The sequence below is a fragment of the Flavobacterium sp. 120 genome (genome assembly GCF_003633605.1).
In the GTDB taxonomy this organism is placed as follows: Bacteria; Bacteroidota; Bacteroidia; order Flavobacteriales; family Flavobacteriaceae; genus Flavobacterium; species Flavobacterium algoritolerans.
The window spans coordinates 2,162,433-2,183,548 of record NZ_RBKZ01000001.1 but is presented as its reverse complement, the minus strand read 5'-3'; the positions used below and the strand labels follow the sequence as shown (position 1 = coordinate 2,183,548).

Sequence of the window (21,116 nt, the reverse complement as noted above, 5' to 3'; positions counted from 1 at the left end):
AACGTATGGTAATAGCATACTAATTTGTAAAGTAATGTTTTAAATTATTGTTGTATTTAGAAACAATAGTTTTCAGTATAAAGAGGAACAGATTTCAGATTTTTGATTAACGATTTTTGATTGCAGATGTTTATCACAACGTTCCACAAAGTCTCCGACTTTGAGGAAGTGACTTTCGGTTTTTAACCGATTTTATTTTTCAAATATTTGAATTTTAAGGTCAGTCGGAGACTGAGAAACATATACTCAAAGTTGGAGACTTTGCGTAGCGTATTTTATTTCAAAAATTTATCTATTAAAAAAAATAAAATTTTCCAATATGCTAATAAAACAAGAATAACCTTAATAATAAAAAACAACCAAGATGGATAATTCAAATATTCAGGAGACTTAATTTTTTTTTTCTTCCGATTTGTTTTTTCGATTATAATAGGTGTAAAATATTGACCAAGTAATTGACTGATATATATACTGAAAAATATCAAATGCTAATGCTAATACTATTAAGATTGCAGGCAGAATTAATTCATTTTCAATTTTAACATCCGAATTTTCACCATTTTTAAAAATCCAAATTAGAGCAATTCCAGCAAAAGCAATTTGTCTATTTATTTCACTTAATTTACCAGTAAAAAAGTAATAATCGTTTTTATATTCGGATAATTTTGATTTTGCCATTATTCTTTTTTTCTTGGTCCAGTTCCTTTTTGAGTATTTACTTGAGAATATACTTCCTCCTTACCAAAATGCTTTGCTAAAAGATAATATACAACCGCTCTATATTTAGTTCTATTAGATTCCCCATATTTATTCAGTATAGATTCAATAGCATTATTTAATTCAGGACCATCTCTTAAACCTAATTTTTTAATCAAAAAATTGTTTTTTACAGTTTCTAATTCAGATTTGTCTATTCCTGAAATAGTAGAAGAATCAGAGTTATAAATTGAAGGTCCTAAACCAATAACTACTTTTTTAAGAAAATCAATATCAGGAACTTCTCCAATTTTTTCTTTAAGTTCTGCTGCGTATTTAATAATTAATTCTTCTCTTTTAGACATCTTATTTTCTTTTAATATTACCTACAACTAGTATATATGTATGACAAAATCATACAAAGCCACCCAATTTAGGGTAGATAGGTATGACAACAGTCATGTTATTTTATCTCAAATATATTGATTTTTTCTTACAAATCATCTAGCTAATGTAGATTCGTGATATGAATTTACAAAATGGATTTATGGAAGTAAAAACGCTCTGAATAGCCCCGATTACTTCACTTAGCTTATATTTTAAATGGAGTTCAATGAACTTCGTTTGAAATGAAAAACCTTCTTAGAGCTGGTGTTCAGCCCTAAGAAGGTTTGTAATGTATAGCGGGAAATACGTTCTTAAGAAACGAACTTATTCTGCTCCTAAAAAACAATAAAAATTAATTATCTATTAGAGCGTCGGTCATTATTTTGACTTGGGCGTCTTGGACCAAAACTGTTATTGCTGCTTCGGTTTGTAGTGTCTGTTTTTGGTTTTCGCGGAGTTGAATTGCGTTGTTGTCTTCCTTGCCCTTGTTTAATTGGTTCTTTGGAAGCGTTAGGATCGGGTTCGAAACCTTTGATATTTTCTTTAGGCAAATTCAAACCCACTAATTTTTCTATATCACGTAAAAAGACAGTTTCGTCCGGACTAAATAATGAAATAGCTTCTCCACTTGCTCCGGCTCTTCCAGTTCTACCAATGCGGTGCACGTAATCTTCAGGAATATTAGGCAATTCAAAATTAACCACATGCGGTAATAACGGAATATCTAATCCTCGCGCTGCAATATCAGTGGCGACTAAAGCGGTTAGGCTTCCGTCTTTGAAACCTGCTAATGCTTTGGTTCGTGCGCCTTGACCTTTATTTCCGTGAATGGCAGCTGCTTTGATTCCGGCGCTAATCATGCTTTCCGTCAGTTTATTGGCGCCTTGTTTGGTACGGGTAAAAACTAAAATTTGTTTCCAGTTTCCTTCCGTAATCAATTTAATGATCAGTTCTGTTTTTTTCTCTTTGGCAACAGGATATACTTTTTGAATAATAGCATCGACTGTTGTATTTTCTGGGGTTGCTTCAACATGAACCGGGTTGTGCAAAATGCCCATTGCCAATTTCTTGATGTCTTTTGAAAAGGTTGCCGAAAACAATAAGTTTTGCCTTTTTGTTGGCAATACTTTCAAGATTCGTTCAATGTCACGTAAGAAACCCATGTCCAGCATACGGTCTGCTTCATCTAAAACTAAGATTTCAACTTTGGCAAGCGATATTAAACCTTGATTTTGCAAATCGATTAATCGACCAGGCGTTGCCACTAAAATATCAACTCCTTGGCGCAATTGAGCAACTTGTGGTTTTTGGTTTACACCTCCAAATATTACTGCGCTGCGTAAATCTAAGAATTCACTGTATTCTTTTATATTGGCAAGTATTTGTGCGGCCAATTCTCGTGTTGGAGTCAATATTAAGGCACGAACAGGTCTATGGCTTAAGTGTTTTCCTTGCGATAACAATTGTAATATGGGTAGTGTGAAACCGGCTGTTTTACCTGTTCCTGTTTGTGCAGATGCTAATACATCTTTTCCTTCTAAAACTGGCGGAATTGCTTTTTGTTGTATTGGAGAAGGTGTTGTATATCCTTTTTTGCTGATGGCTTTTAATAAAGCATCAGATAAACCTAATGAGTTAAATGACATAAATGGTGTTTATGAAGCAAACACTATTATTTAGTTTACTTCTTTAAGTGGGCGCAAAGGTACTGCTAATTTTTTGATGTGCTTTTGATTGCTTGATTTTGTTTAGATAAAATCAAAGTTCTTCGTTTTAATCTGTTAGAAACAAAAAAATAGGACTATTTGCCCTATTTTTTATCTGAATGTTTTTAAAATAAATTTTTATTCTAAATCTGCAAAAGTATTTCCTTGAGTGATATCACCCGTTTTATAGCCTTTCATAAACCAGGATTTACGTTGTGCCGAAGTTCCGTGTGTAAAGGACTCCGGAACAATATGTCCTTGAATTTTAGATTGAATGGCATCATCACCCACCGCATGGGCGGCACTTAAAGCTTCATCAATATCGCCTTCTTCCAAGAAATTGTTCATTTTTTGATTGTAATGCGTCCAAACTCCTGCGTAAAAATCAGCTTGCAATTCTAAAGCTACGGATAATTTATTGGCTTCGGCTTCACTTTTTCCTTCTTGCATTTGTCTCATTTTAGCAGAAGTTCCTAATAAGGTTTGTACATGATGTCCTATTTCGTGAGCAATTACATAAGCGGTAGCAAAATCACCTCCTTGGGCTCCAAATCTAGTTTTCAGTTCTTCAAAGAAAGCCAAATCCATATATACTTTTTGATCCCCAGGACAATAAAAAGGTCCCGAAGCTGAGGTGGCATTACCACAAGCGGTTTCAACACCTCCAGTAAACAATACTAAATTAGGATTTTTGTATTGCATATTGTTTTCCTCAAATATTTTTGACCACACATCTTCGGTATCTACTAATATTGCTTCTATAAATTTACCTTCTTCAATTTCGGCGGCGGTTAGGTCTCTTTGTTCAGTAGGAGCGCTTTGTCCCTGATTGAATTGTTCTAAAATTGGCGTCAGCATTTGGGCATTTTCTCCTCCAAAAACATTCAATAATAAGATAATAATACCAATAATTCCACCTCCTACAATTGTTTTTCCCCCAGAAGACATTCCTCTACGGTCTTCAAAATTTTCACTTGAACGTCTACCACTCCATTTCATATTGTGTTATTTTTAGTTGTTGTTAAACAATGAATATACATAAAAGTATAAAATTTTAAACGATAAATATTCTTTTTTAGAAGATGTTAACTAGTCCATTTAGAAATTGTTTCTTCAATAATTCCTTTTATAATTGGTTTTGGGATATAATCATTCATTCCCGCTTTGAGGCATTTTTCTTTTTCTTCTTTTTCGGTACCAGCAGTTATAGCAATAATTGGTACATTTTGCCCTGATTTTAAAGTTCTGATTAATTGGGTAGCTTCATATCCATTCATGATAGGCATTTGGATATCCATAAAAATAATATCTGGATTTAATGCTTCAAATTGATCTACAGCATCTTTGCCATTTGTAATTTCAGAAATAACCGGATTTATATATAAGTTTTTAATAATTGTTTTTAGCAATAACATATTTACTTTGTTATCTTCAACAATCATTATTTTGATTTTTTTGATACTGATATTTCTTTTAACGACTATATCTTTAATAGAATCGAAATCAGTTTCAAATAAGCTACCTTTTTCTTCTGGTTCGTTGCTGGTTTTTAAATTCAAATCAAAATAAAAAGTACTACCTGAATCAATTTCGCTTTCTAGTTGTAGATGGCTATTCATTAAACCTAATAATTGGTTCGAAATGGTTAATCCCAATCCCGTACCACCAAATTTTCTGGTCGTTGAGCTGTCTTCTTGGGAAAATGCCTGAAATATTTTCTTTTTATTTTGTTCTAAAATCCCGATTCCGGTGTCAATTACTGCAAAACGAATTTTAGCATTAGAATCGTCTATTTTTTCAATGACGGTTACATCTAATTGTATCGAACCTTTTTCAGTGAATTTTACTGCATTGGCAAGCAGATTAATCAATATTTGTTTTAAACGTACGCTGTCTACCCAAAAATATTTAGGAATATCTGAGGCTATATTGAGTTTTAAGTTTAATCTTTTTTGATTGGATTCATATAATATTAAATCAATAATTTGACCTAACATTTCTCCAATATCATATTTCTCTATAAATAAATCTAGTTTTCCGGCTTCAATTTTTGAGAAATCCAGAATGTCATTGATGATGTCCAATAAAGAATGTGCCGATTGATTTACCGTCGTGATATATTTTCCTTGGGTTACTCCCAGATTAGTATTCATCAATAAATCAGTAAAACCAATAATTCCGTTCAAAGGTGTTCTAATTTCGTGGCTCATATTTGCCAAAAATTCTGATTTTGCCCTGTTGGCTGCTTCAGCTAATTCCTTTTGCTGTACAACGGTTTCTGTTTTTTTTCTCTCCGTAATATCAATAAAAATACCTTCAATAAATGCAATTTTTCCATCTTTGTAAATTGCATCTCCAAACTCTTCTACCCAAACAATATGATTGTCTTTGTGTATAATTCGGTACGTTAAGTGAATGGCTCTTTTGTTTTCTATGGCATTTTTTTGTGCTGCAATTGTAATTGCTTTATCTTCTGGATGAATTAAATCAATGAAAGATAATTGGTCATTCAGGAAATTTGATTTTGCATATCCTGTTAGTTTTTCAATTTCATCATTAATGTAAATTTTAGTGTTATTTTCATCATAATTAGATAAATAAACGGTTCCGGGAATATTATTGGCTAATAATCGGAACTTTTCTTCACTTTCATTTATAGCTGTCTCGTTAGCAAGACGCTCAATAGAAGAGGCGATGTTACTGGCTAATGTTTGTAAAATATTAACTTCATCCTCTGACCATACTCGTTCATTTTGGGTGTCATCAAATCCTAAAAAACCATGGAATTTGTTTCTCACAAAAATTGGAAAAAGTATCAATGAAACCACATCTACATTTGCTAATTTATTCCTCAAAGAAATATTTTCAATTTTAGGAATTATGGCTCTGTATATTTTATTGTTTAAAAGTGGTGTTATTAGCTCTTCAAAGTACTCGTATGGTAAATTTTGAAGCTTTACATTATTCTCAGTTAGTTTTATATTGTGAATTATCCATCGGTATTTTTGACTTATTAATCCAGTATCTTCATCATTCTCATAGTAATAGGCTCGATGGGCTTTTGTTGCTTTTCCCATAATAATGAGTACATCCGAGAAAATATCATTTATATCTTTACTGTTTAAAAACTTCTCTGTACACAGTGCCATTGCTGATAAAAGGTCGCTCTTGTATTCTAATTTTTTCTCAGCTTCATATCTACTGTGCGAAATTATGGTCAATGATACAATGTCCGAAATTGTTCTGGCGAAAATAATATCGTCATTATCCCAATATCTTTTATGTTTTGAAGTTTCAAAACTAATGGTTCCCATTAATTCCCCATTGATAAAAATGGGAATATCGAGTTGTGATTTGATATCGTATTTTAGAAAATAATTTTCTATAAATTCAGATAATTCCCATTTGTCTAAAACATCTGGCGCACAAATTTGCTTTTTACTTTTTATAGATTCAAAGTAAATAGGATAATTTTCTTTTTCTAAAACATATCCTTTGCTATAGGTATTGGTTTCTAATTCATATAAATTTTTACAAGTTATTACATCTTCGGTATAATTCCAATAACTAACGCGAGAGCATTTACTGACTTTTGCAGCAGATTCAATGATTTGCATTATGCTAAGGTCCAAATTTTTGTAATTACTAAAGTTTGTAGTCGATAGTTTTTTAATCGTTTTGTTGTATTCTTCTACTTTTTTCTGACGAATTTTATTTTCAAATTCAATATCCTTGAATTTCGTAATATCTCTAGCAATACCAGAATATCCTATTATTTTTCCAGTGTCATTTCGATTAATGATAACTTTTTGGGAAACCCATATTTCTTCTCCGTTCTTCTTCAATAATGGAAATTCAATCGTAGGGAAGTTTTGCTCATTTTCTAACAGGTTTTGGTAAAAATCCATGATGCTGTTGCAGTAATCTTCACGTATGAATTCTAAATAATGTCTGGTTAGTATTTCTTTTTTTTTGAAACCTAAAGTTTTGATTGTAAATTCATTAATAAAGGTAAAATTACCATTTTCATCTACTTCAAAAATAAGGTCAATGGCATTTTGAATTAAATTTTCATATTGACTTTGCAAATGAACTTCATTGGTTACATCCTGACCAATACCTATAATTAAATCGTCTGAAAATCTTTTGTCATTCCATTGTATGTGCTTGTATTCTCCATTTTTACATTTAATTTTTCGGATAAACATTCTGTCAACCTTAAATTTAGTGTGATAATCTTCCCCATAAAATTCAGGGTCTTCGGTTAGTTTCCAGTAACCCAATCCCATAACCTGATCAACGGTATATCCTAAAATAGTTTCCACATTTTCGCTGCAAAAAACAATTTCACCTTTTTTATTTGTTGCCAGAATAAGTGAATTTCCTTTGTTGATAATTTGATTGTTAAAACGAAATTCAACATCAATATTTAATAATGATACGTGATGAATGTAATTTATAATCAGAATTATAGAACAATAAATAAATAGTGCAATATTAGTTTTTAACGGTATTGCTTCTAAAACATAAGAGATACCTATGAAGATAAAAACGGATGTAACAAAAAACCAATACACTTTTATAGGTCGTAATACATTGTAAGCAAAGTAAAAACAAACTACAAAAGCGGTTATAGGGATAACATCACTTGGCGAATAAATTAGATTACGGGCTATAAAACAAAAATAGATTATGAACAGCGCAATGAAAATTTGTTTGATGTGCCTAAATACAATAATAGATCTGGTACTTATGAAATACAATAAAATTAAAGTAAAGCCAATAGTACAGTTTGGCACTAATAGACTTACAGGTCTAATTTTAAAAATTTCAAAAATCACTTCTATTGCAGGAAGGATGATGCCTAAAAAGAGTAAATAAAGTTGGTATTCTTTGCTTTTTGTAACCGTTTCGACTCCTTTTTTTAAAAGTTTGCTTCTTAAAGTAGACTTGATGGTGTAAATTTTATACCCAAGAAAAACAAATAAAGCAGCAATTATTAGCCATAAAAGAGTATTCATCGTTAAAAGATTAGAAGCCCAAAATAAAACTAATTTTGAGTTGTAAATAGTCAATAGGCTACAGTATAACACCATAGAAGTATTTTGATTAGATTTGAATGACTAGATTTGGGGTTCTACCTTGATATTGATTTCAATGTAAGGATTAATTTCAAATAAAAACCAAAATTCAGTAAAATTAAATTTTGGTTTTTAGCTATAAAAAATGTTTTTAGTTTCTATTTTCAACTTCAGTTTCAGGATTAAACCCAATTATTTCGCTGTAAAGGGCATAATACAATGAGTACATAAATGGGATTGTAAAAACGATTCCGATGCAACATCCTATAAATCCTACCAAAGATGCTATAACTCCAATGACAAGTAGTCCCAATATTACTAAAGGTTGTTTAGAAACAATTACAATACTGGCTTGGATTGCTTCAACAGCTTTCAGCTTTCCAAAAATGATTAGTGGAATCATTAAGATGGTAAACAAGGCAATCGTTACTGAAAAAACAACTTCAAGAACTGGTATTTGTATATAATTTAGAATACCTGATAGTATGGAGTTAACGATAGTAATCAAAAATGTTGCTATAAACAGTTCCTTGAAATAAGGTGCTTTGTAATACTCAAACATTGTTGATACATGAAATTCATCGTCTCTTTCGGCACAATATGCCATTTTTATTAAACCAGCAGAAAATGGGCTAAGCAAACACGTTATTAAAAGAGAGACTCCTGAGAAAATTAACATGGAGTCTAAACTTAAATTTTCAGGCTGTAAATTTTCTGGTTTTAATTTTTCTAAAACCGTTTCTGCGTCAAAAATGGAGAAGAGTACAACAAGAGCTAAAAGACTCATGACTATTGCAAAAACAAAAAATATTAAACCGCCATACACTGCAATTTTTTTATAATTTTCGAATGCATGGTTGAAAACATTTCCAAAATCTAAGGTGTATCCATTCTTTTTTATTTCCTCAATACGGTCTTGTGTAGTTTTAATCATTTGGTTTTGGTATTATTTGGTTTGTTAGTTTTTTATATTTTAAAATAGACTTCTTCAAAAGGAACTCTAAATCGTTCCCCGTAAACGCCTTGTTCTTCTCTTATTCCACAGCCTAAAATCATGTTTATTTCTGAACGAGCCGGTAAATGTAATATTTTTTTAATTCTCAGCGAATCAAAACCTTCCATTGGACACGTATCATAATTTATGGCTGCCATGCTTATCATAAAATTCTGTGCAGCAAGTCCCGCACTTTTTTGTGCTACAATACGCATGTCGCTTTGTCTGGCTTGTCTGTAGATGGGTTTGAAGATTCCAATAACTTGAAAAATAAGAAATTTTATCATGCCGATAATTCCTAAAAAATCAAAATAAAGGGTCGGAATAATTTTTTGATAATAATTAAAAGCAAATTTTTCTCTTTTCGAATAATCTGCTTCAGGCTTATTACCATATTGAATTTTTAAATGAGTAATATTCGAATGTACTCTTTTGCGCCATAAATCTTTCCTCGCCAGAACAACCACTATTTGTTGTGCTGTTTTTGCAGCATTCTGATCAAAACTGGCTTTTGCTATTTCTTGTATTATTTCTGGCGAAACAATATGGTAGAATTCCCAAAGTTGCATATTACTGCTCGTGGGTGCCAAAGTCGCTAATTGAATGCATTCTTTTACTTTTTGTTCATCAATAGCTTCGTTTTTAAAAACCCGAACGGATCGCCTGTATTTTATGGCCTCACTTACTGATTTTTCATTGGTTACAACCATTTTAATATTTTTTGAATGGTTTTTAATTTGTCTTTATAGGGCGCATAACGCATCGGTAAATCGAGCCAAGTCCCTTTTTTTACAATTGCTTTTTTATGGGAAAAAATATCAAAACTTAATTTTCCATGATACGCTCCCATTCCGGAATTTCCAACACCGCCAAAAGGCAGGCGATTGTTAGCCAAATGAATTACCGTATCATTGATGCAACCGCCACCAAAAGAATATTTTTGCAACACTTCATCGATAAAGGATTTGTTTTGGGAAAATAAATACAGTGATAATGGTTTTTCGAAGCTCGAAATTATTTTTTCAATATCAGCTTTTGATTCATAAGAAAGTATCGGAAGTATTGGGCCAAAAATTTCTTCTGTCATTACTAAACTATCCATTTTTGGCTCGTCAAGTAAAGTAGGAGCAAGGTATAATGTCTCTTTGTTAGATTGTCCTCCAAAAAGTATTTCTTGATTTTCCAATAAACGTAATTGACGTTCCCAATTTTTAAAATTGATAATTCTCGCAAAATCAGATGATTCTTCCGGGTTTGTTCCAAGTGCTTTTTGAATTTCTTGAATTAATAATTTTACGAAAGTAGCCTTCATTTTATGGTGTACCAAAATATAATCGGGTGCAACACAGGTTTGTCCGGCGTTTATGATTTTCCCCCATACAATGCGTCGCGCGCTTAATTCTAAATTAGCGGTTTCGTCAACGATGCAAGGACTTTTTCCGCCTAATTCCAGGGTAACGGGCGTTAAGTTTTCGGCAGCAGCTTTTGCCACTATTTTTCCAACAGCAACACTTCCCGTGAAAAAAATATAGTCCCAGTGTTGATTTAATAATTCCTGTGCAATTGTGGCATCTCCCGTGACAACCACAACATCTTTTACAGCAAACGTTTCAGTGATAATTTTGGAAATGATATTCGAAGTATTCGGGGTTAGTTCAGAAGGTTTTAAAGTTACTTTATTCCCTGCGGCAACAGCCGCAACAAGCGGGCACAAAGCCAATTGAAACGGATAATTCCAAGGAGAAAGAATCAATACATTCCCGTATGGTTCACTATAAATAAAATCTGATGATGGGAAATTTAAAAGAGAAGCAAAAACTTTCTTCGGTTTTGCCCAAGAATCGATATTTTTTATGGTTTCCTTCAAGTCACTAATCACATAATTAGTTTCTGTTAAAACAGCTTCAAATGCAGGTTTCTTAAAATCATCATACAAAGCCTTGATTATCGCCTCTTCATTTTCTATAATGTTGTGCAATAATTTTTTAAGGGACTCTTTTCGGAAAGCAACTTCTGTATGATACTTCATTGGATGATTTTAATTTAAAATTACATAAATATTATTTTAAACCCACTCTATATCCGAAATAAAAAAACAAAAAAAAACAGGAATAATTAGTTAATGCTACATTTTTTTTAAGGTAAAATATAAAAAAGAATAAAAAGCAGTTCAAGTATTTTTATATTACAATGTTTCATAAAATTAAGTGGGAATGAACGCGATGTTTTGAATATATTTGATTGATGAAAAGGGATGAAGGTTATCTCTAATAAAATTAAAGTTAATACAAATCGTAAAAAATGAAAAAAAATATTTTATCAATAATGCTCTTTTTTTGTAGTTATTTATCAATTGCTCAAGAGAAAGAAATTAAAGCAGTCCTAGAAAAGCAACGTTTAGATTGGAATAATGGGGATATGATTGGATATATGCAAGGTTATTTAAAATCCGATTCTTTACTATTTGTTGGAAAAACAGGACCATTTTACGGCTGGGAAAAAAACTTACAAGTCTATCAGCAAGTCTATCCTGACAAAGCCGCTATGGGTAACTTAACTTTTGATATCATACAAATTAAAATGATTGATAAAAAACATGCTTTTGTTTTAGGAGGTTGGAATTTGCAAATGGAAAAAGGGGAACAAAAAGGATTTTTTACTTTAATAGTCAAAAAAATTAAAGAAGGCTGGAAAATCGTAGTAGACCATTCTAGTTAGGTTTTTATATAGTGAGAGATGTAACAACAGTTTTAGATGAAATTAGTTTTCTAAATAGCATTCCAAATCACATCATCAGGTGTTGGTGCGATGATTTCTATATTTTCTTTAGTAACAGGATGTACAAAAACTAATTTTCGGGCATGTAAATGAATTCCTCCATCGGGATTGCTTCGGTCAAAACCATATTTTAAATCTCCTTTAATGGGTGATCCAATAGCCGAAAGTTGAGCCCGAATTTGATGGTGTCTTCCCGTGTGAAGATTAATTTCCAGAGCAAAATAATTGTTGAGTTCCTGAATGATTTTATAATCTAAACTGGCAAGTTTACTTTCGGGAACTTCTTTTAAATGTGCTTTTGAAGTGTTGTTCTTCTCGTTTCTTTTTATAAAATGAACCAATTTATCCTCAGGCTTTGAAGGTTTATTTTTGACAATACACCAATACGTTTTTTGAGTTTCACGGTTGCTGAACAACTCATTCATTCTCGTCAACGCTTTACTGGTTCGGGCAAAAACGACTATTCCAGTTGTCGGTCTATCCAAACGATGTACCACACCCAGAAATACTTCTCCGGGTTTGTTGTACTTATCTTTGATGTATTCTTTCACCACATCAGATAATGGTTTATCACCGGTTTTATCGCCTTGTACAATATCGCCTGCACGTTTGTTTACCACAATAAGGTGATTGTCTTCGTGTAGCACTTGAAGGTTGTTTTTATTCGAAACTATTTTCATTTGGATTTTTAGATTTTTAGACTTCTTAGATTTTTAGACAAGTTAGACTTTTTAGATAGTTAGATTCTTAAACAAGTCTTGCAGTCTGAAAATCTAAGAAAGTCTATAATAAAGTTGCTCTAAATCTTGATGTCATTTTAATAATTTCGTTTAGCATATTTGATAATTCTATTAAATCTTCGGGAGTGATAAAACCTAAATCGGATGAAATAAGAATTTGTGTTTCAACTTCATAAGCTGAACCGATGGCAATTTCTAAAAATCGTGCAAAGTCCTTATTAGATTGTCTTAATGATCCTTCAGCAATATTAGACGGAATAGAAACAGCAGCTCTTCTTAATTGATTTGTTAGCCCAAATTTTTCATCGTTAGGAAAAGACAAAGTCACTTTATAAATTTTAGAACAAAAAAAATCTACTTTTTTTCCAAATCTCTAAATCCTTAAATCGATGCATTTCTACTTTTTTTAGTCTAACAATCCAATAATCTAAGAAGTCTAATTTTAATATTGCTCGCTTGAATTAGGAAAATCACTTGATTTCACATCGGCAACATATTGACCGATGGCAGTTGTCATTCCTTCGTATAAATTCATGTATCTTCTTAAGAAACGCGGGCTAAATTCATTGTTCATTCCTAACATGTCGTGAATCACCAAAACTTGTCCGTCAACTCCGCCACCTGCACCAATCCCAATTACTGGAATAGAAATACTTTGGGCAACTTTCTCGGCTAAATGAGCAGGAATTTTTTCTAACACTAATCCGAAACAACCTAATCTTTCCAATAATTTAGCATCTTCAATAAGTTTATCTGCTTCTTCCTCTTCTTTGGCACGAACTGTATAGGTTCCAAATTTATAAATAGATTGTGGTGTTAAACCCAAATGTCCCATCACTGGAATTCCTGCGTTTAATATTTTCTTGATTGAATCTTTAATTTCTTTACCACCTTCCAGTTTTACGGCATGACCACCACTTTCTTTCATAATTCTGATGGCAGAACGCAATGCTTCTTTAGGATCTGATTGGTAACTTCCAAAAGGTAAATCCACGACAACCAATGCTCTTTCTATAGCTCTCACCACAGATGACGCGTGATAAATCATTTGGTCCAAAGTAATTGGCAAAGTCGTTTCGTGACCGGCCATTACATTCGATGCAGAGTCACCCACTAAAATGACATCAATTCCGGCAGTATCAACGATCTTTGCCATGGTATAATCGTATGCTGTAAGCATGGAAATTTTCTCTCCATTAGCTTTCATCTCAATCAGTGATTTTGTAGTAATCCTTTTATAATCTTTTTTTGCGACAGACATATTTGTTGTTTTAAGATTGTAAAGGTAATAAAATGTATATTTTTAACTCAAAAATGTAACAGTAATGTTATTTGTAATACCAATTTATTAAAAAAGTAATTATGCGTAAAATAGTAGTATTGATAGTATTGTTCATCTCGGCAAATTCTCAGGCTCAAAATCAAGAAATTCAAAAAGTGGTTGATACTTTTTTCGAGGCTTTTCATGCCAAAGATACTCTGAAATTACAGGCTCTTTGTGAGGATACAATGATTTTACAATCTATTAGCGAGAATGCTAAAGGCACCAAATTATCCAATGAAAAGCCACAAGTATTTTTTAAATCGATAGCTTCTATTCCTGCTGAATTAAAGTTTCAGGAAAAAATTATGAGTTATTCCATTCAAGTGGATGGCGTTATGGCACACGCTTGGACGCCTTATGAGTTTTATATGAATGGTAAATTAAGTCATAAAGGGGTGAATGCTTTTACGCTTTTCAAAAAAGATAACATTTGGAAAATCGTTCATCTTATTGATACCCGAAGAAAGTAGTTTTGGTTTCACTTTTCATGAAATAATGAATTTTGTTTCATGAAAAGTGAAATGATTTCTGTGGATTTTCAAAAGAGTTTAACAATATAAATCAATACGTGTCGTCATTCAAGTCTGATTCTTCTTCCTTTGCTTTTTTGTAATCATTGTTCAAGAAATGAGTGTATTTCTTTTTTTCTTTTTGATTTTTTCTAATAAGAAATACAATCAAAATAAGCACACAAATGATTACAATGCTGACTATTATCCAATTAATTTCCATTATTTCCGGTTTAAGAATAGGTATTAAATATACTGTAAATAGTTGAATTATAGATTATCAGTGTTTTAAATTTGTATTATTAAATTTAACAATCTGCCAGATTTACGGCAATGGCTAATCCACCTTCAGAAGTTTCTTTGTACTTATTATTCATATCTTTGGCAGTTTGCCACATTGTGTCTACCACTTTATCCAAAGGTACTTTTGCGTTTTTTGGGTCGGTTTCTAAAGCTAGTTCAGCAGCATTAATGGCTTTTATGGCACCCATTGTATTTCTTTCGATACACGGAATCTGAACCAAACCGCCAATAGGATCACAAGTCAATCCCAAATGATGTTCCATGGCAATTTCGGCAGCCATTAAAACCTGTTCAGGAGTTCCGCCCATCAATTCGCATAAAGCGGCTGCGGCCATCGAGGAAGAAACACCAATTTCGGCTTGACAACCACCCATTGCTGCGGATATTGTAGAGCCTTTCTTGAAAATACTGCCTATTTCTCCGGCAACCATCAGGAATTGTTTGATTTCTTTTTCTCCAGCATTGTGGTTTTCAATCACTAAATAATACATCAAAACAGCTGGGATAACGCCTGCACTTCCATTCGTTGGAGCAGTAACCACGCGCCCTAAAGCAGCGTTTACTTCATTTACCGCAAGGGCAAAACAAGAAACCCATTTCAGGATTTGGCGAAATTTCACTTCTGTTTTTCTAATTTCTTCGAGCCAGCTTTGAGGCGAATCATAATTGGCTAGACCGATGAGGTTTTGGTGCATATCAAAAGCACGGCGACGCACATTTAATCCGCCTGGAAGAATCCCTTCAGAATGGCAACCAATGTACATGCATTCGAGCATCGTTTTCCAAATGCGCATCAATTCATGATCGATAACAGCTTCGGTACGCATCGATTTTTCGTTTTCATAAACGATTTCCGATATGGATTTGTTTTCTTTTTTGCAATAATCCAATAGTTCGGATGCTTTGTCAATAGGATACGGAAAAGCACATTTTATCTGGATTTTCTTTTTGGCGTTGATGCGTTCTTCTTTGACCACAAATCCGCCACCAATAGAATAAAAGGTAGAAACGTATTCGCTATCATCCGTCATATAAGCTGTAAAAGTCATTCCATTGGCATGAAAAGGAAGGAAGTTTTTATTGAAAACGATGTCTTGGAGGAAATAAAAAGGAATTGGTTTTTCGTTTCCTAAATTGATTTCGTTTTTGGATTCAATGGATTTAATGATTGCATCAATATTTTCCACTGGAATGTATTCCGGATCTTGCCCGCTTAAACCCAGCATTACGGCTAAATCCGTGGCGTGTCCTTTTCCGGTTAACGAAAGGGAGCCGTATAAATCTATTTTTACCCGGTTTACAGTATGAAGTAAATTTTCGTTTCTCAATTCACTAAGAAAGCGTTCTGCAGCTCTCCAAGGTCCAAGTGTGTGCGAACTCGAAGGTCCTACACCAATTTTTAGCATGTCAAAAACTGAGATACATTCTTCCATCTGTAGTGTGAATTTTGTTGTCTGCAAATATAATAGAATGTAGCAATGATACTAATCTAAAATAGAATAATATTGTTTATTTAATAATGAATATTGCCGTATTGTTATTATTCTTCAAGAAAAAATGAATTAATAAAAACTTGAGGATTAGTAAAATCAATATTTCACTAATCCGAAATTTAGCTTGTGCAATACTTGTTAAATGGCTATTTTTGAAGCATAACTAACCCAAAAAAATATGAAAAAGACCGTTTTTTCTTTTTATCTAATGCTAACTTTGGTGCTAAGTGTTCATTCGCAAGTGCAAAGTCCTTCTCAATTTTTACCCAATTACGGAAAACAAATTACCTATTATCATCAGGCTGAAAATTATTTCAAGCATCTTACGGAAAAGTCCACTTTTATCAAACATCAGAAATATGGTGTAACACCGGAACAAAGGGATTTGAATGTGTATTTTATTTCCAGTCCGGATAACTTGGCTAATTTAGAACAAATTCGAAATAACAATTTAGCCGCCATTGGTTTATCCGAGAATAAATCTCAAATGATTGGCGATAAGTTAATTGTATGGTTGAGTTTTAATGTTCACGGAAATGAATTTGCAGGAACCGAAAGCGCGATGACAGTGGCTTATGAATTAGTAAATCCTTCGAATGCAGAAACTAAAAAGTGGCTAGAGAATACGATTGTAATCCTTGATCCATGCATTAATCCTGATGGATATTCCAGATACGGAAATTGGTTAAGAGAGATTTCAGGTAAAAAAACGCATCCTGAATTGTCAGACAGAGAACACATGGAAGTTTGGCCAGGTGGTAGATACAACCATTATATTTTTGATTTAAATAGAGACTGGGCGTGGCAAACACAACCGGAAACCCAACAGCGTATTGCATTATACAACCAATGGATGCCTCAAGTTCATACTGATGTGCACGAAATGGGATATAATTCTCCGTATTTCTTTCCCCCATCAGCAGAACCTTTGCACGAATACATTGAAAAGTATCAAAAAGATTTTCATTACACTTTAGGGAAAAACATTTCTAAGAAATTCGATGCTCAAAACTGGATGTACAATACCGGGGAACGTTTTGATTTGTTTTATCCAAGTTATGGTGATACATATCCTACTTATAACGGAGCAGTAGGAATGACATTGGAGCAAGGAGGAATAGGAGCAGGAAGAGAAGTTGTGATGAGTAACGGAATCAATTTGACTATTAAAGACCGATTGACGCATCACGCAACGGCTGTTTTAACGGTTGTGGAATCGGCGGCATCACAAGCGGATGTTTTGTTGAAAGGATTCAGAGGTTTTATGAATAATTCTCGAAAAACAGTTAAGGGAAATTATAAAATGTATGTGATGAAAAACAATCCGAAATTAATTCAAATGGCGGATTTGTTGAAAAAAAATAATGTAGAATTCAGTTATGCCGATGCTAGTCAAAAAGCTTCGGGATTCAATTACAACACTAAGTCAGAGAAAGGTTTTACGATTGAACCGAATGATTTGATTGTAAAAGTAGACCAACAAAAAGCCGTTTTTGCACAAGTGCTTTTTGAACCGAACCAAAAACTAAATGACAGTTTATCGTATGACATTACCTCTTGGGCATTGCCTTTGGCGTATGGAGTTGAAGGATATGCGGTAAAAAATAGTTTAGCCATTAAAACAAAAGCGTCAATTGAAGCGCTGGAAAAAACGATTCCTAAAAATGTATATGCATTTCATATTCCGTGGAATAACAGAATCTCAGCTCAGGTTTTATCTTTGTTGCACCAAAATAATATCAAGGTGCGATCAGCGATGAAAAAAGCGATTTTTGGGGATACAACTGTTGAGCCGGGAGGTTTACTGGTTACGAAAACTGACAATCCTAATGTTGTTGACTTTGAAAAAACGATTACTGATCTTGTGAAAATAAAAACAGATTTTAATTACATCTTAACTGGTTTTTCTTCGAATTCTAAAGATGTTGGTGGTGAAAATTTCAATTTATTAAAAGCTCCAAAAATTGTTTTATTGTCAGGCAAAGGAGTTGGTTCTACTGAATTTGGTTCTGTTTGGTATTATCTGGAAGAAACGGTGGGTTATCCGGTAAGTGTTGTGGATGCGGATAATTTTAAAAGAATAAAATTATACAATTACAACACATTGATATTGCCTGATGGCTATTACAATTTCTCTGAAGAACAACAGAAACAAATTGCAGAATGGGTTAAAAATGGTGGAAAAGTGATTGCCATGAATAGTGCCCTTAGTTTATTTGAAGGAAAAGAAGGATATGCTTTGAGTCCTTTTGCTACGGATGAAGACAAACTTAGCTCTGAAAAAGAAGACTCTGAAAATGAATTAAAAGAACGATTCTTAGATTTCCAAGATACTGAACGCAGGTATATTTCTAAATCGATTCCTGGGGCTATCATTGAGAATCTTTTGAATAAAACACATCCAATGTCTTTTGGTTTAGGAGATAAATATTTCAGCTTAAAAACGGATGACAGACATTATTCATTATTGAAAAAGGCAACAAATGTTGTTTACGTGCCTAAAGATTATAAGAGTTACGGTTTTGTTGGTAATGAAATCAAAAAGAAATTGAATAATACAGTAAGCTTTGCTGTCGATAAGAAAGAAAATGGCGAAGTAATTTATATGGTTGATAATCCATTGTTTAGAGGTTTCTGGGAAAACGGAAATTTATTGTTCAGTAATGCATTATTCTTGGTGGACTAAAATTTGAATATTTATCATACAAAAAGAGCACGATAATTATCGTGCTCTTTTTTTTATCCAGATTGTATTGTTTTAAAAAGGGTAGCCAATAGCCAAGTTGAAAATTAAATTTTCTTTTCGCCAAGCGCCACTTCCAAAGTTGATTTGATCCAAAACCCAACGATCGCCATCAGGCAAATATGGTTTCCGAATAGGGAAGGCGAGGTCTGTTCTAAGAATCAAAAACGAGAAATCGAAACGCAATCCGGCTCCGGCTCCAACGGCTATTTCGTTCAGGAATTTTTTTGAAAATTTGGCTCCTGGTTTATCAGGATTTTCATTCAATAGCCAGATGTTCCCAGCATCTAAGAACAAAGCACCTTTCACCAATCCGTAAATTTTAGCACGGTATTCGGTATTAAATTCCAATTTTATATCACCGGATTGATCGGGCAAAAAAGTATTGGTGTTGGTTGATGCGCCATCAAAACTTCCCGGACCAATGGAACGTGCTCTAAAGGCTCGTAGACTATTGGTTCCACCAATGAAAAACTGTTTGATAAAAGGCATTTCACGGGAGTTTCCGTAAGCAAATCCAGCACCTGCAATAATTCGGCTGGCTATTTGAGAATCTGGGCCTAATTTATAGTAATGTCTAAAATCATTTTCTATTTTGACAAATTGACTAAACGGAACATCAAATAATTTAATAGTATCACCTTTTCGAATATTTGCACCTGAAACTAAACCTGCCACGTTTCCTGCTAAGTCGATACTCCCTTTGTAGTAAAAGGTGTTTTTCTTTCTTTTTTGAAGTGTATTGGTGTAGGTATAGGAATAAGTTGGCCCAAAAATCAATTGCTTTTCAATGACTTTTCCTAAAGATTCATTTTTCAGAATTTGTTCTTGGTATAAAGCAGTAACGTTTTCCGGACTGGCGTATGTAATCTCAGTAACATTGAATAAATGTTCTTTTCGTTCATTTTCTTTCCATAAATAACCAAACGAACCTTTGAAGGTTTGCAGGGAATATAATTTGGTTCTGTTTTGGAATTCATATCCTAATGTTGCCTTCGTCTTTGGAACAAAACCACTTGGAGAATTTAGTTTAAAAGGCGCGACTAATCGTGGCCAAACTAAATTTGCTTCGGTTCCAATTCGGTATACATTAAATCCATTGTTTTGTCCTGAAACTTGTACTTCAACACCACCAAAAGCAGAGATGGTAAGCAATTCAGCACCTCTAAACGTATTTCGATTACTCCAGTTTAAATTGAGTTCCGTTCCGGTATAATTAGCGGAGTTTGTTTTGGCTAATAATTCCAGTCGGATTGATTTTTTTGGTAATGGCGTCAGATAATAATACGCATCCAGATAATTTCCTGTTGTGTCAGAAACTCTGAATTGATTTTTTACAAATTTAAAAGTCCCCAGATTTACTAATCGATTCAAGGATAAATTATGGTCGGTACGGTTGTATAAATCATTTTTTTTGAAATACAATGCCCTATCAAAAATACGGGGCTTGAATAAATTCTCTGGATCAATAATAGTTAAATCATTGTATTTTTTGATAGAATCCATATTGTTTTTTACACTGTCAGAACCAATGGAATAGTTTGGATAAACAATAATTTTATTGATTTTGTATGGTGTCTCTGCTCGTTTTGGAGCTTCGTCTTTTACTTTTACAATAAGATCCACCTGATGGTCTGCAACAGTTGTATCAACTTGCACTTTGAGATAATCAGGATTAAAATAGAAGAATCCTTTTTCTTTTAGTCTGGCATCAATGCGAATTCTTTCTTCTTTGATGACGTCAAGACTGTAACCTTCTTCTTTTTTTAACAAACTTCTTCGTCTGGTATTGCGAACTGCAGTCGAAATTATGGAAGAATCCGTGGGGAATTTTACTTCTTTAATTTTATATTGTTTTCCGGGTTTTACAATGTATTCTGCGGTTGCTTTTTTACCATGTCGGGTTGAATCTGCCGATGTTCTTGTATTGAAATAGCCACTGTTTTCGGCAAAGTTTTGCAAAACACTTTTGTTGTATTCTAAATCTACTTGACTGTATAAAACAGGAGCTTCGCCCACTTTGGTTCTAAGCCAGTAGCGCCATCCTTTTTCTTTCTTTGGCGTCCCAGCCAGATTATAGATGTATAGTTTCGGTCTTAATCCCAAAATCGAAGAATTAGGCTTTGGTCTAACTACTTCTTTTAATGCCGTTTTTAATGCTTTTTTTTCTTTCTTAGAGGTTTCTTTTCCTTCCACAGTTACTTTTGCACCCGTATACAATAGTTCTCCTTCGGGCAGAAATCTCGTATTGCCACACGATGAAGCGAACAATGCAAAAAAAAGAAAATATAGTATATGGCTCTTGTTCATCAATTTATTATTTATTAAAAAAAAATTAAACCATTAAGGAATTAAGCTTCAT

17 protein-coding genes are annotated in these 21,116 nt (G+C 33.2%); 3 read left to right on the top strand and 14 right to left on the bottom strand.

What is annotated here, in order from left to right:
• Positions 1 to 390: 390 nt before the first annotated feature.
• The 8 genes from C8C87_RS09335 to C8C87_RS09300 all read right to left on the bottom strand — a co-directional run bounded on the left by C8C87_RS09335 (position 391) and on the right by C8C87_RS09300 (position 10,893).
• Entirely contained in the window at positions 391 to 678 is a 288-nt protein-coding gene (locus C8C87_RS09335) for a hypothetical protein (protein WP_121342413.1), read from the bottom strand.
• A complete protein-coding gene (locus C8C87_RS09330; RefSeq protein WP_121342412.1) occupies positions 678 to 1,061 on the bottom strand; it encodes a DUF2853 family protein in 384 nt (127 codons plus the stop codon). Before C8C87_RS09330 ends, C8C87_RS09335 begins: the two co-directional genes overlap by 1 nt.
• 378 nt (positions 1,062 to 1,439) lie before the next feature.
• Positions 1,440 to 2,729, bottom strand: coding sequence for a DEAD/DEAH box helicase (locus C8C87_RS09325; protein ID WP_121342411.1), 1,290 nt, complete (start codon positions 2,727 to 2,729; stop codon positions 1,440 to 1,442).
• A gap of 198 nt (positions 2,730 to 2,927) precedes the next feature.
• Complete coding sequence (locus C8C87_RS09320) at positions 2,928 to 3,788, bottom strand: neutral zinc metallopeptidase (RefSeq protein ID WP_121342410.1); 861 nt, start codon at positions 3,786 to 3,788, stop codon at positions 2,928 to 2,930.
• Between the two features lie 86 nt (positions 3,789 to 3,874).
• On the bottom strand, positions 3,875 to 7,810 hold the full coding sequence (locus C8C87_RS09315; RefSeq protein ID WP_158589739.1) for a PAS domain S-box protein: 3,936 nt from the start codon (positions 7,808 to 7,810) through the stop codon (positions 3,875 to 3,877).
• 211 nt (positions 7,811 to 8,021) lie between these two features.
• On the bottom strand, positions 8,022 to 8,804 hold the full coding sequence (locus C8C87_RS09310) for a hypothetical protein (RefSeq protein WP_233550023.1): 783 nt from the start codon (positions 8,802 to 8,804) through the stop codon (positions 8,022 to 8,024).
• Positions 8,805 to 8,836: 32 nt separating this feature from the next.
• On the bottom strand, positions 8,837 to 9,574 hold the full coding sequence (locus tag C8C87_RS09305) for a nitroreductase family protein (RefSeq protein ID WP_121342408.1): 738 nt from the start codon (positions 9,572 to 9,574) through the stop codon (positions 8,837 to 8,839).
• Positions 9,565 to 10,893 (bottom strand): aldehyde dehydrogenase, encoded by a 1,329-nt coding sequence (locus tag C8C87_RS09300; RefSeq protein ID WP_121342407.1) that lies wholly within the window; start codon positions 10,891 to 10,893, stop codon positions 9,565 to 9,567. The genes C8C87_RS09305 and C8C87_RS09300 overlap by 10 nt, the downstream gene beginning before the upstream one ends.
• Positions 10,894 to 11,165: 272 nt before the next feature.
• Here C8C87_RS09300 and C8C87_RS09295 point away from each other — a divergent pair, with 272 nt between their 5' ends.
• Positions 11,166 to 11,582: a DUF4440 domain-containing protein gene (locus C8C87_RS09295; RefSeq protein WP_121342406.1), complete on the top strand. Its 417-nt coding sequence runs from the start codon at positions 11,166 to 11,168 to the stop codon at positions 11,580 to 11,582.
• A gap of 50 nt (positions 11,583 to 11,632) precedes the next feature.
• On the opposite strand, the gene C8C87_RS09290 is transcribed toward C8C87_RS09295, so the two are convergent.
• The 3 genes from C8C87_RS09290 to panB form a co-directional block, all read right to left on the bottom strand.
• Positions 11,633 to 12,322 (bottom strand): RluA family pseudouridine synthase, encoded by a 690-nt coding sequence (locus C8C87_RS09290; RefSeq protein ID WP_199716377.1) that lies wholly within the window; start codon positions 12,320 to 12,322, stop codon positions 11,633 to 11,635.
• Between the two features lie 103 nt (positions 12,323 to 12,425).
• Entirely contained in the window at positions 12,426 to 12,710 is a 285-nt protein-coding gene (locus C8C87_RS09285; RefSeq protein WP_369869797.1) for a four helix bundle protein, read from the bottom strand.
• A gap of 114 nt (positions 12,711 to 12,824) precedes the next feature.
• Positions 12,825 to 13,643 (bottom strand): 3-methyl-2-oxobutanoate hydroxymethyltransferase, encoded by an 819-nt coding sequence (gene panB / locus C8C87_RS09280; protein ID WP_099715002.1) that lies wholly within the window; start codon positions 13,641 to 13,643, stop codon positions 12,825 to 12,827.
• Positions 13,644 to 13,744: 101 nt separating this feature from the next.
• Here panB and C8C87_RS09275 point away from each other — a divergent pair, with 101 nt between their 5' ends.
• Positions 13,745 to 14,176, top strand: a complete 432-nt coding sequence (locus C8C87_RS09275; RefSeq protein WP_099715004.1) for a 3-methyl-2-oxobutanoate hydroxymethyltransferase — start codon at positions 13,745 to 13,747, stop codon at positions 14,174 to 14,176.
• A gap of 91 nt (positions 14,177 to 14,267) precedes the next feature.
• Here the strand turns inward: C8C87_RS09275 and C8C87_RS15850 are convergent, their stop codons facing one another.
• A complete protein-coding gene (locus C8C87_RS15850; RefSeq protein ID WP_199074790.1) occupies positions 14,268 to 14,438 on the bottom strand; it encodes a hypothetical protein in 171 nt (56 codons plus the stop codon).
• A gap of 85 nt (positions 14,439 to 14,523) precedes the next feature.
• Positions 14,524 to 15,951: an L-serine ammonia-lyase gene (locus C8C87_RS09270; RefSeq protein WP_099715006.1), complete on the bottom strand. Its 1,428-nt coding sequence runs from the start codon at positions 15,949 to 15,951 to the stop codon at positions 14,524 to 14,526.
• Between the two features lie 238 nt (positions 15,952 to 16,189).
• Between C8C87_RS09270 and C8C87_RS09265 the strand changes: the two genes are divergently transcribed.
• Positions 16,190 to 18,697: a M14 family zinc carboxypeptidase gene (locus C8C87_RS09265; protein WP_099715008.1), complete on the top strand. Its 2,508-nt coding sequence runs from the start codon at positions 16,190 to 16,192 to the stop codon at positions 18,695 to 18,697.
• 72 nt (positions 18,698 to 18,769) lie between these two features.
• Here C8C87_RS09265 and C8C87_RS09260 read toward each other — a convergent pair whose 3' ends face one another.
• The gene (locus tag C8C87_RS09260) at positions 18,770 to 21,064 is read right to left on the bottom strand and encodes a BamA/TamA family outer membrane protein (RefSeq protein WP_121342404.1); all 2,295 of its coding nucleotides are present in this window, start codon (positions 21,062 to 21,064) and stop codon (positions 18,770 to 18,772) included.
• Positions 21,065 to 21,116: the final 52 nt, after the last annotated feature.

Coding starts and splice junctions, on each gene's coding strand:
- C8C87_RS15850 (WP_199074790.1), bottom strand. CDS start 14,438: ATGGAAATTAATTGGATAATAGTCAGCATTGTAATCATTTGTGTGCTT.
- C8C87_RS09295 (WP_121342406.1), top strand. CDS start 11,166: ATGAAAAAAAATATTTTATCAATAATGCTCTTTTTTTGTAGTTATTTA.
- C8C87_RS09300 (WP_121342407.1), bottom strand. CDS start 10,893: ATGAAGTATCATACAGAAGTTGCTTTCCGAAAAGAGTCCCTTAAAAAA.
- C8C87_RS09275 (WP_099715004.1), top strand. CDS start 13,745: ATGCGTAAAATAGTAGTATTGATAGTATTGTTCATCTCGGCAAATTCT.
- C8C87_RS09315 (WP_158589739.1), bottom strand. CDS start 7,810: ATGAATACTCTTTTATGGCTAATAATTGCTGCTTTATTTGTTTTTCTT.
- C8C87_RS09335 (WP_121342413.1), bottom strand. CDS start 678: ATGGCAAAATCAAAATTATCCGAATATAAAAACGATTATTACTTTTTT.
- C8C87_RS09260 (WP_121342404.1), bottom strand. CDS start 21,064: ATGAACAAGAGCCATATACTATATTTTCTTTTTTTTGCATTGTTCGCT.
- C8C87_RS09290 (WP_199716377.1), bottom strand. CDS start 12,322: ATGAAAATAGTTTCGAATAAAAACAACCTTCAAGTGCTACACGAAGAC.
- C8C87_RS09325 (WP_121342411.1), bottom strand. CDS start 2,729: ATGTCATTTAACTCATTAGGTTTATCTGATGCTTTATTAAAAGCCATC.
- C8C87_RS09305 (WP_121342408.1), bottom strand. CDS start 9,574: ATGGTTGTAACCAATGAAAAATCAGTAAGTGAGGCCATAAAATACAGG.
- panB (WP_099715002.1), bottom strand. CDS start 13,643: ATGTCTGTCGCAAAAAAAGATTATAAAAGGATTACTACAAAATCACTG.
- C8C87_RS09330 (WP_121342412.1), bottom strand. CDS start 1,061: ATGTCTAAAAGAGAAGAATTAATTATTAAATACGCAGCAGAACTTAAA.
- C8C87_RS09320 (WP_121342410.1), bottom strand. CDS start 3,788: ATGAAATGGAGTGGTAGACGTTCAAGTGAAAATTTTGAAGACCGTAGA.
- C8C87_RS09310 (WP_233550023.1), bottom strand. CDS start 8,804: ATGATTAAAACTACACAAGACCGTATTGAGGAAATAAAAAAGAATGGA.
- C8C87_RS09270 (WP_099715006.1), bottom strand. CDS start 15,951: ATGGAAGAATGTATCTCAGTTTTTGACATGCTAAAAATTGGTGTAGGA.
- C8C87_RS09265 (WP_099715008.1), top strand. CDS start 16,190: ATGAAAAAGACCGTTTTTTCTTTTTATCTAATGCTAACTTTGGTGCTA.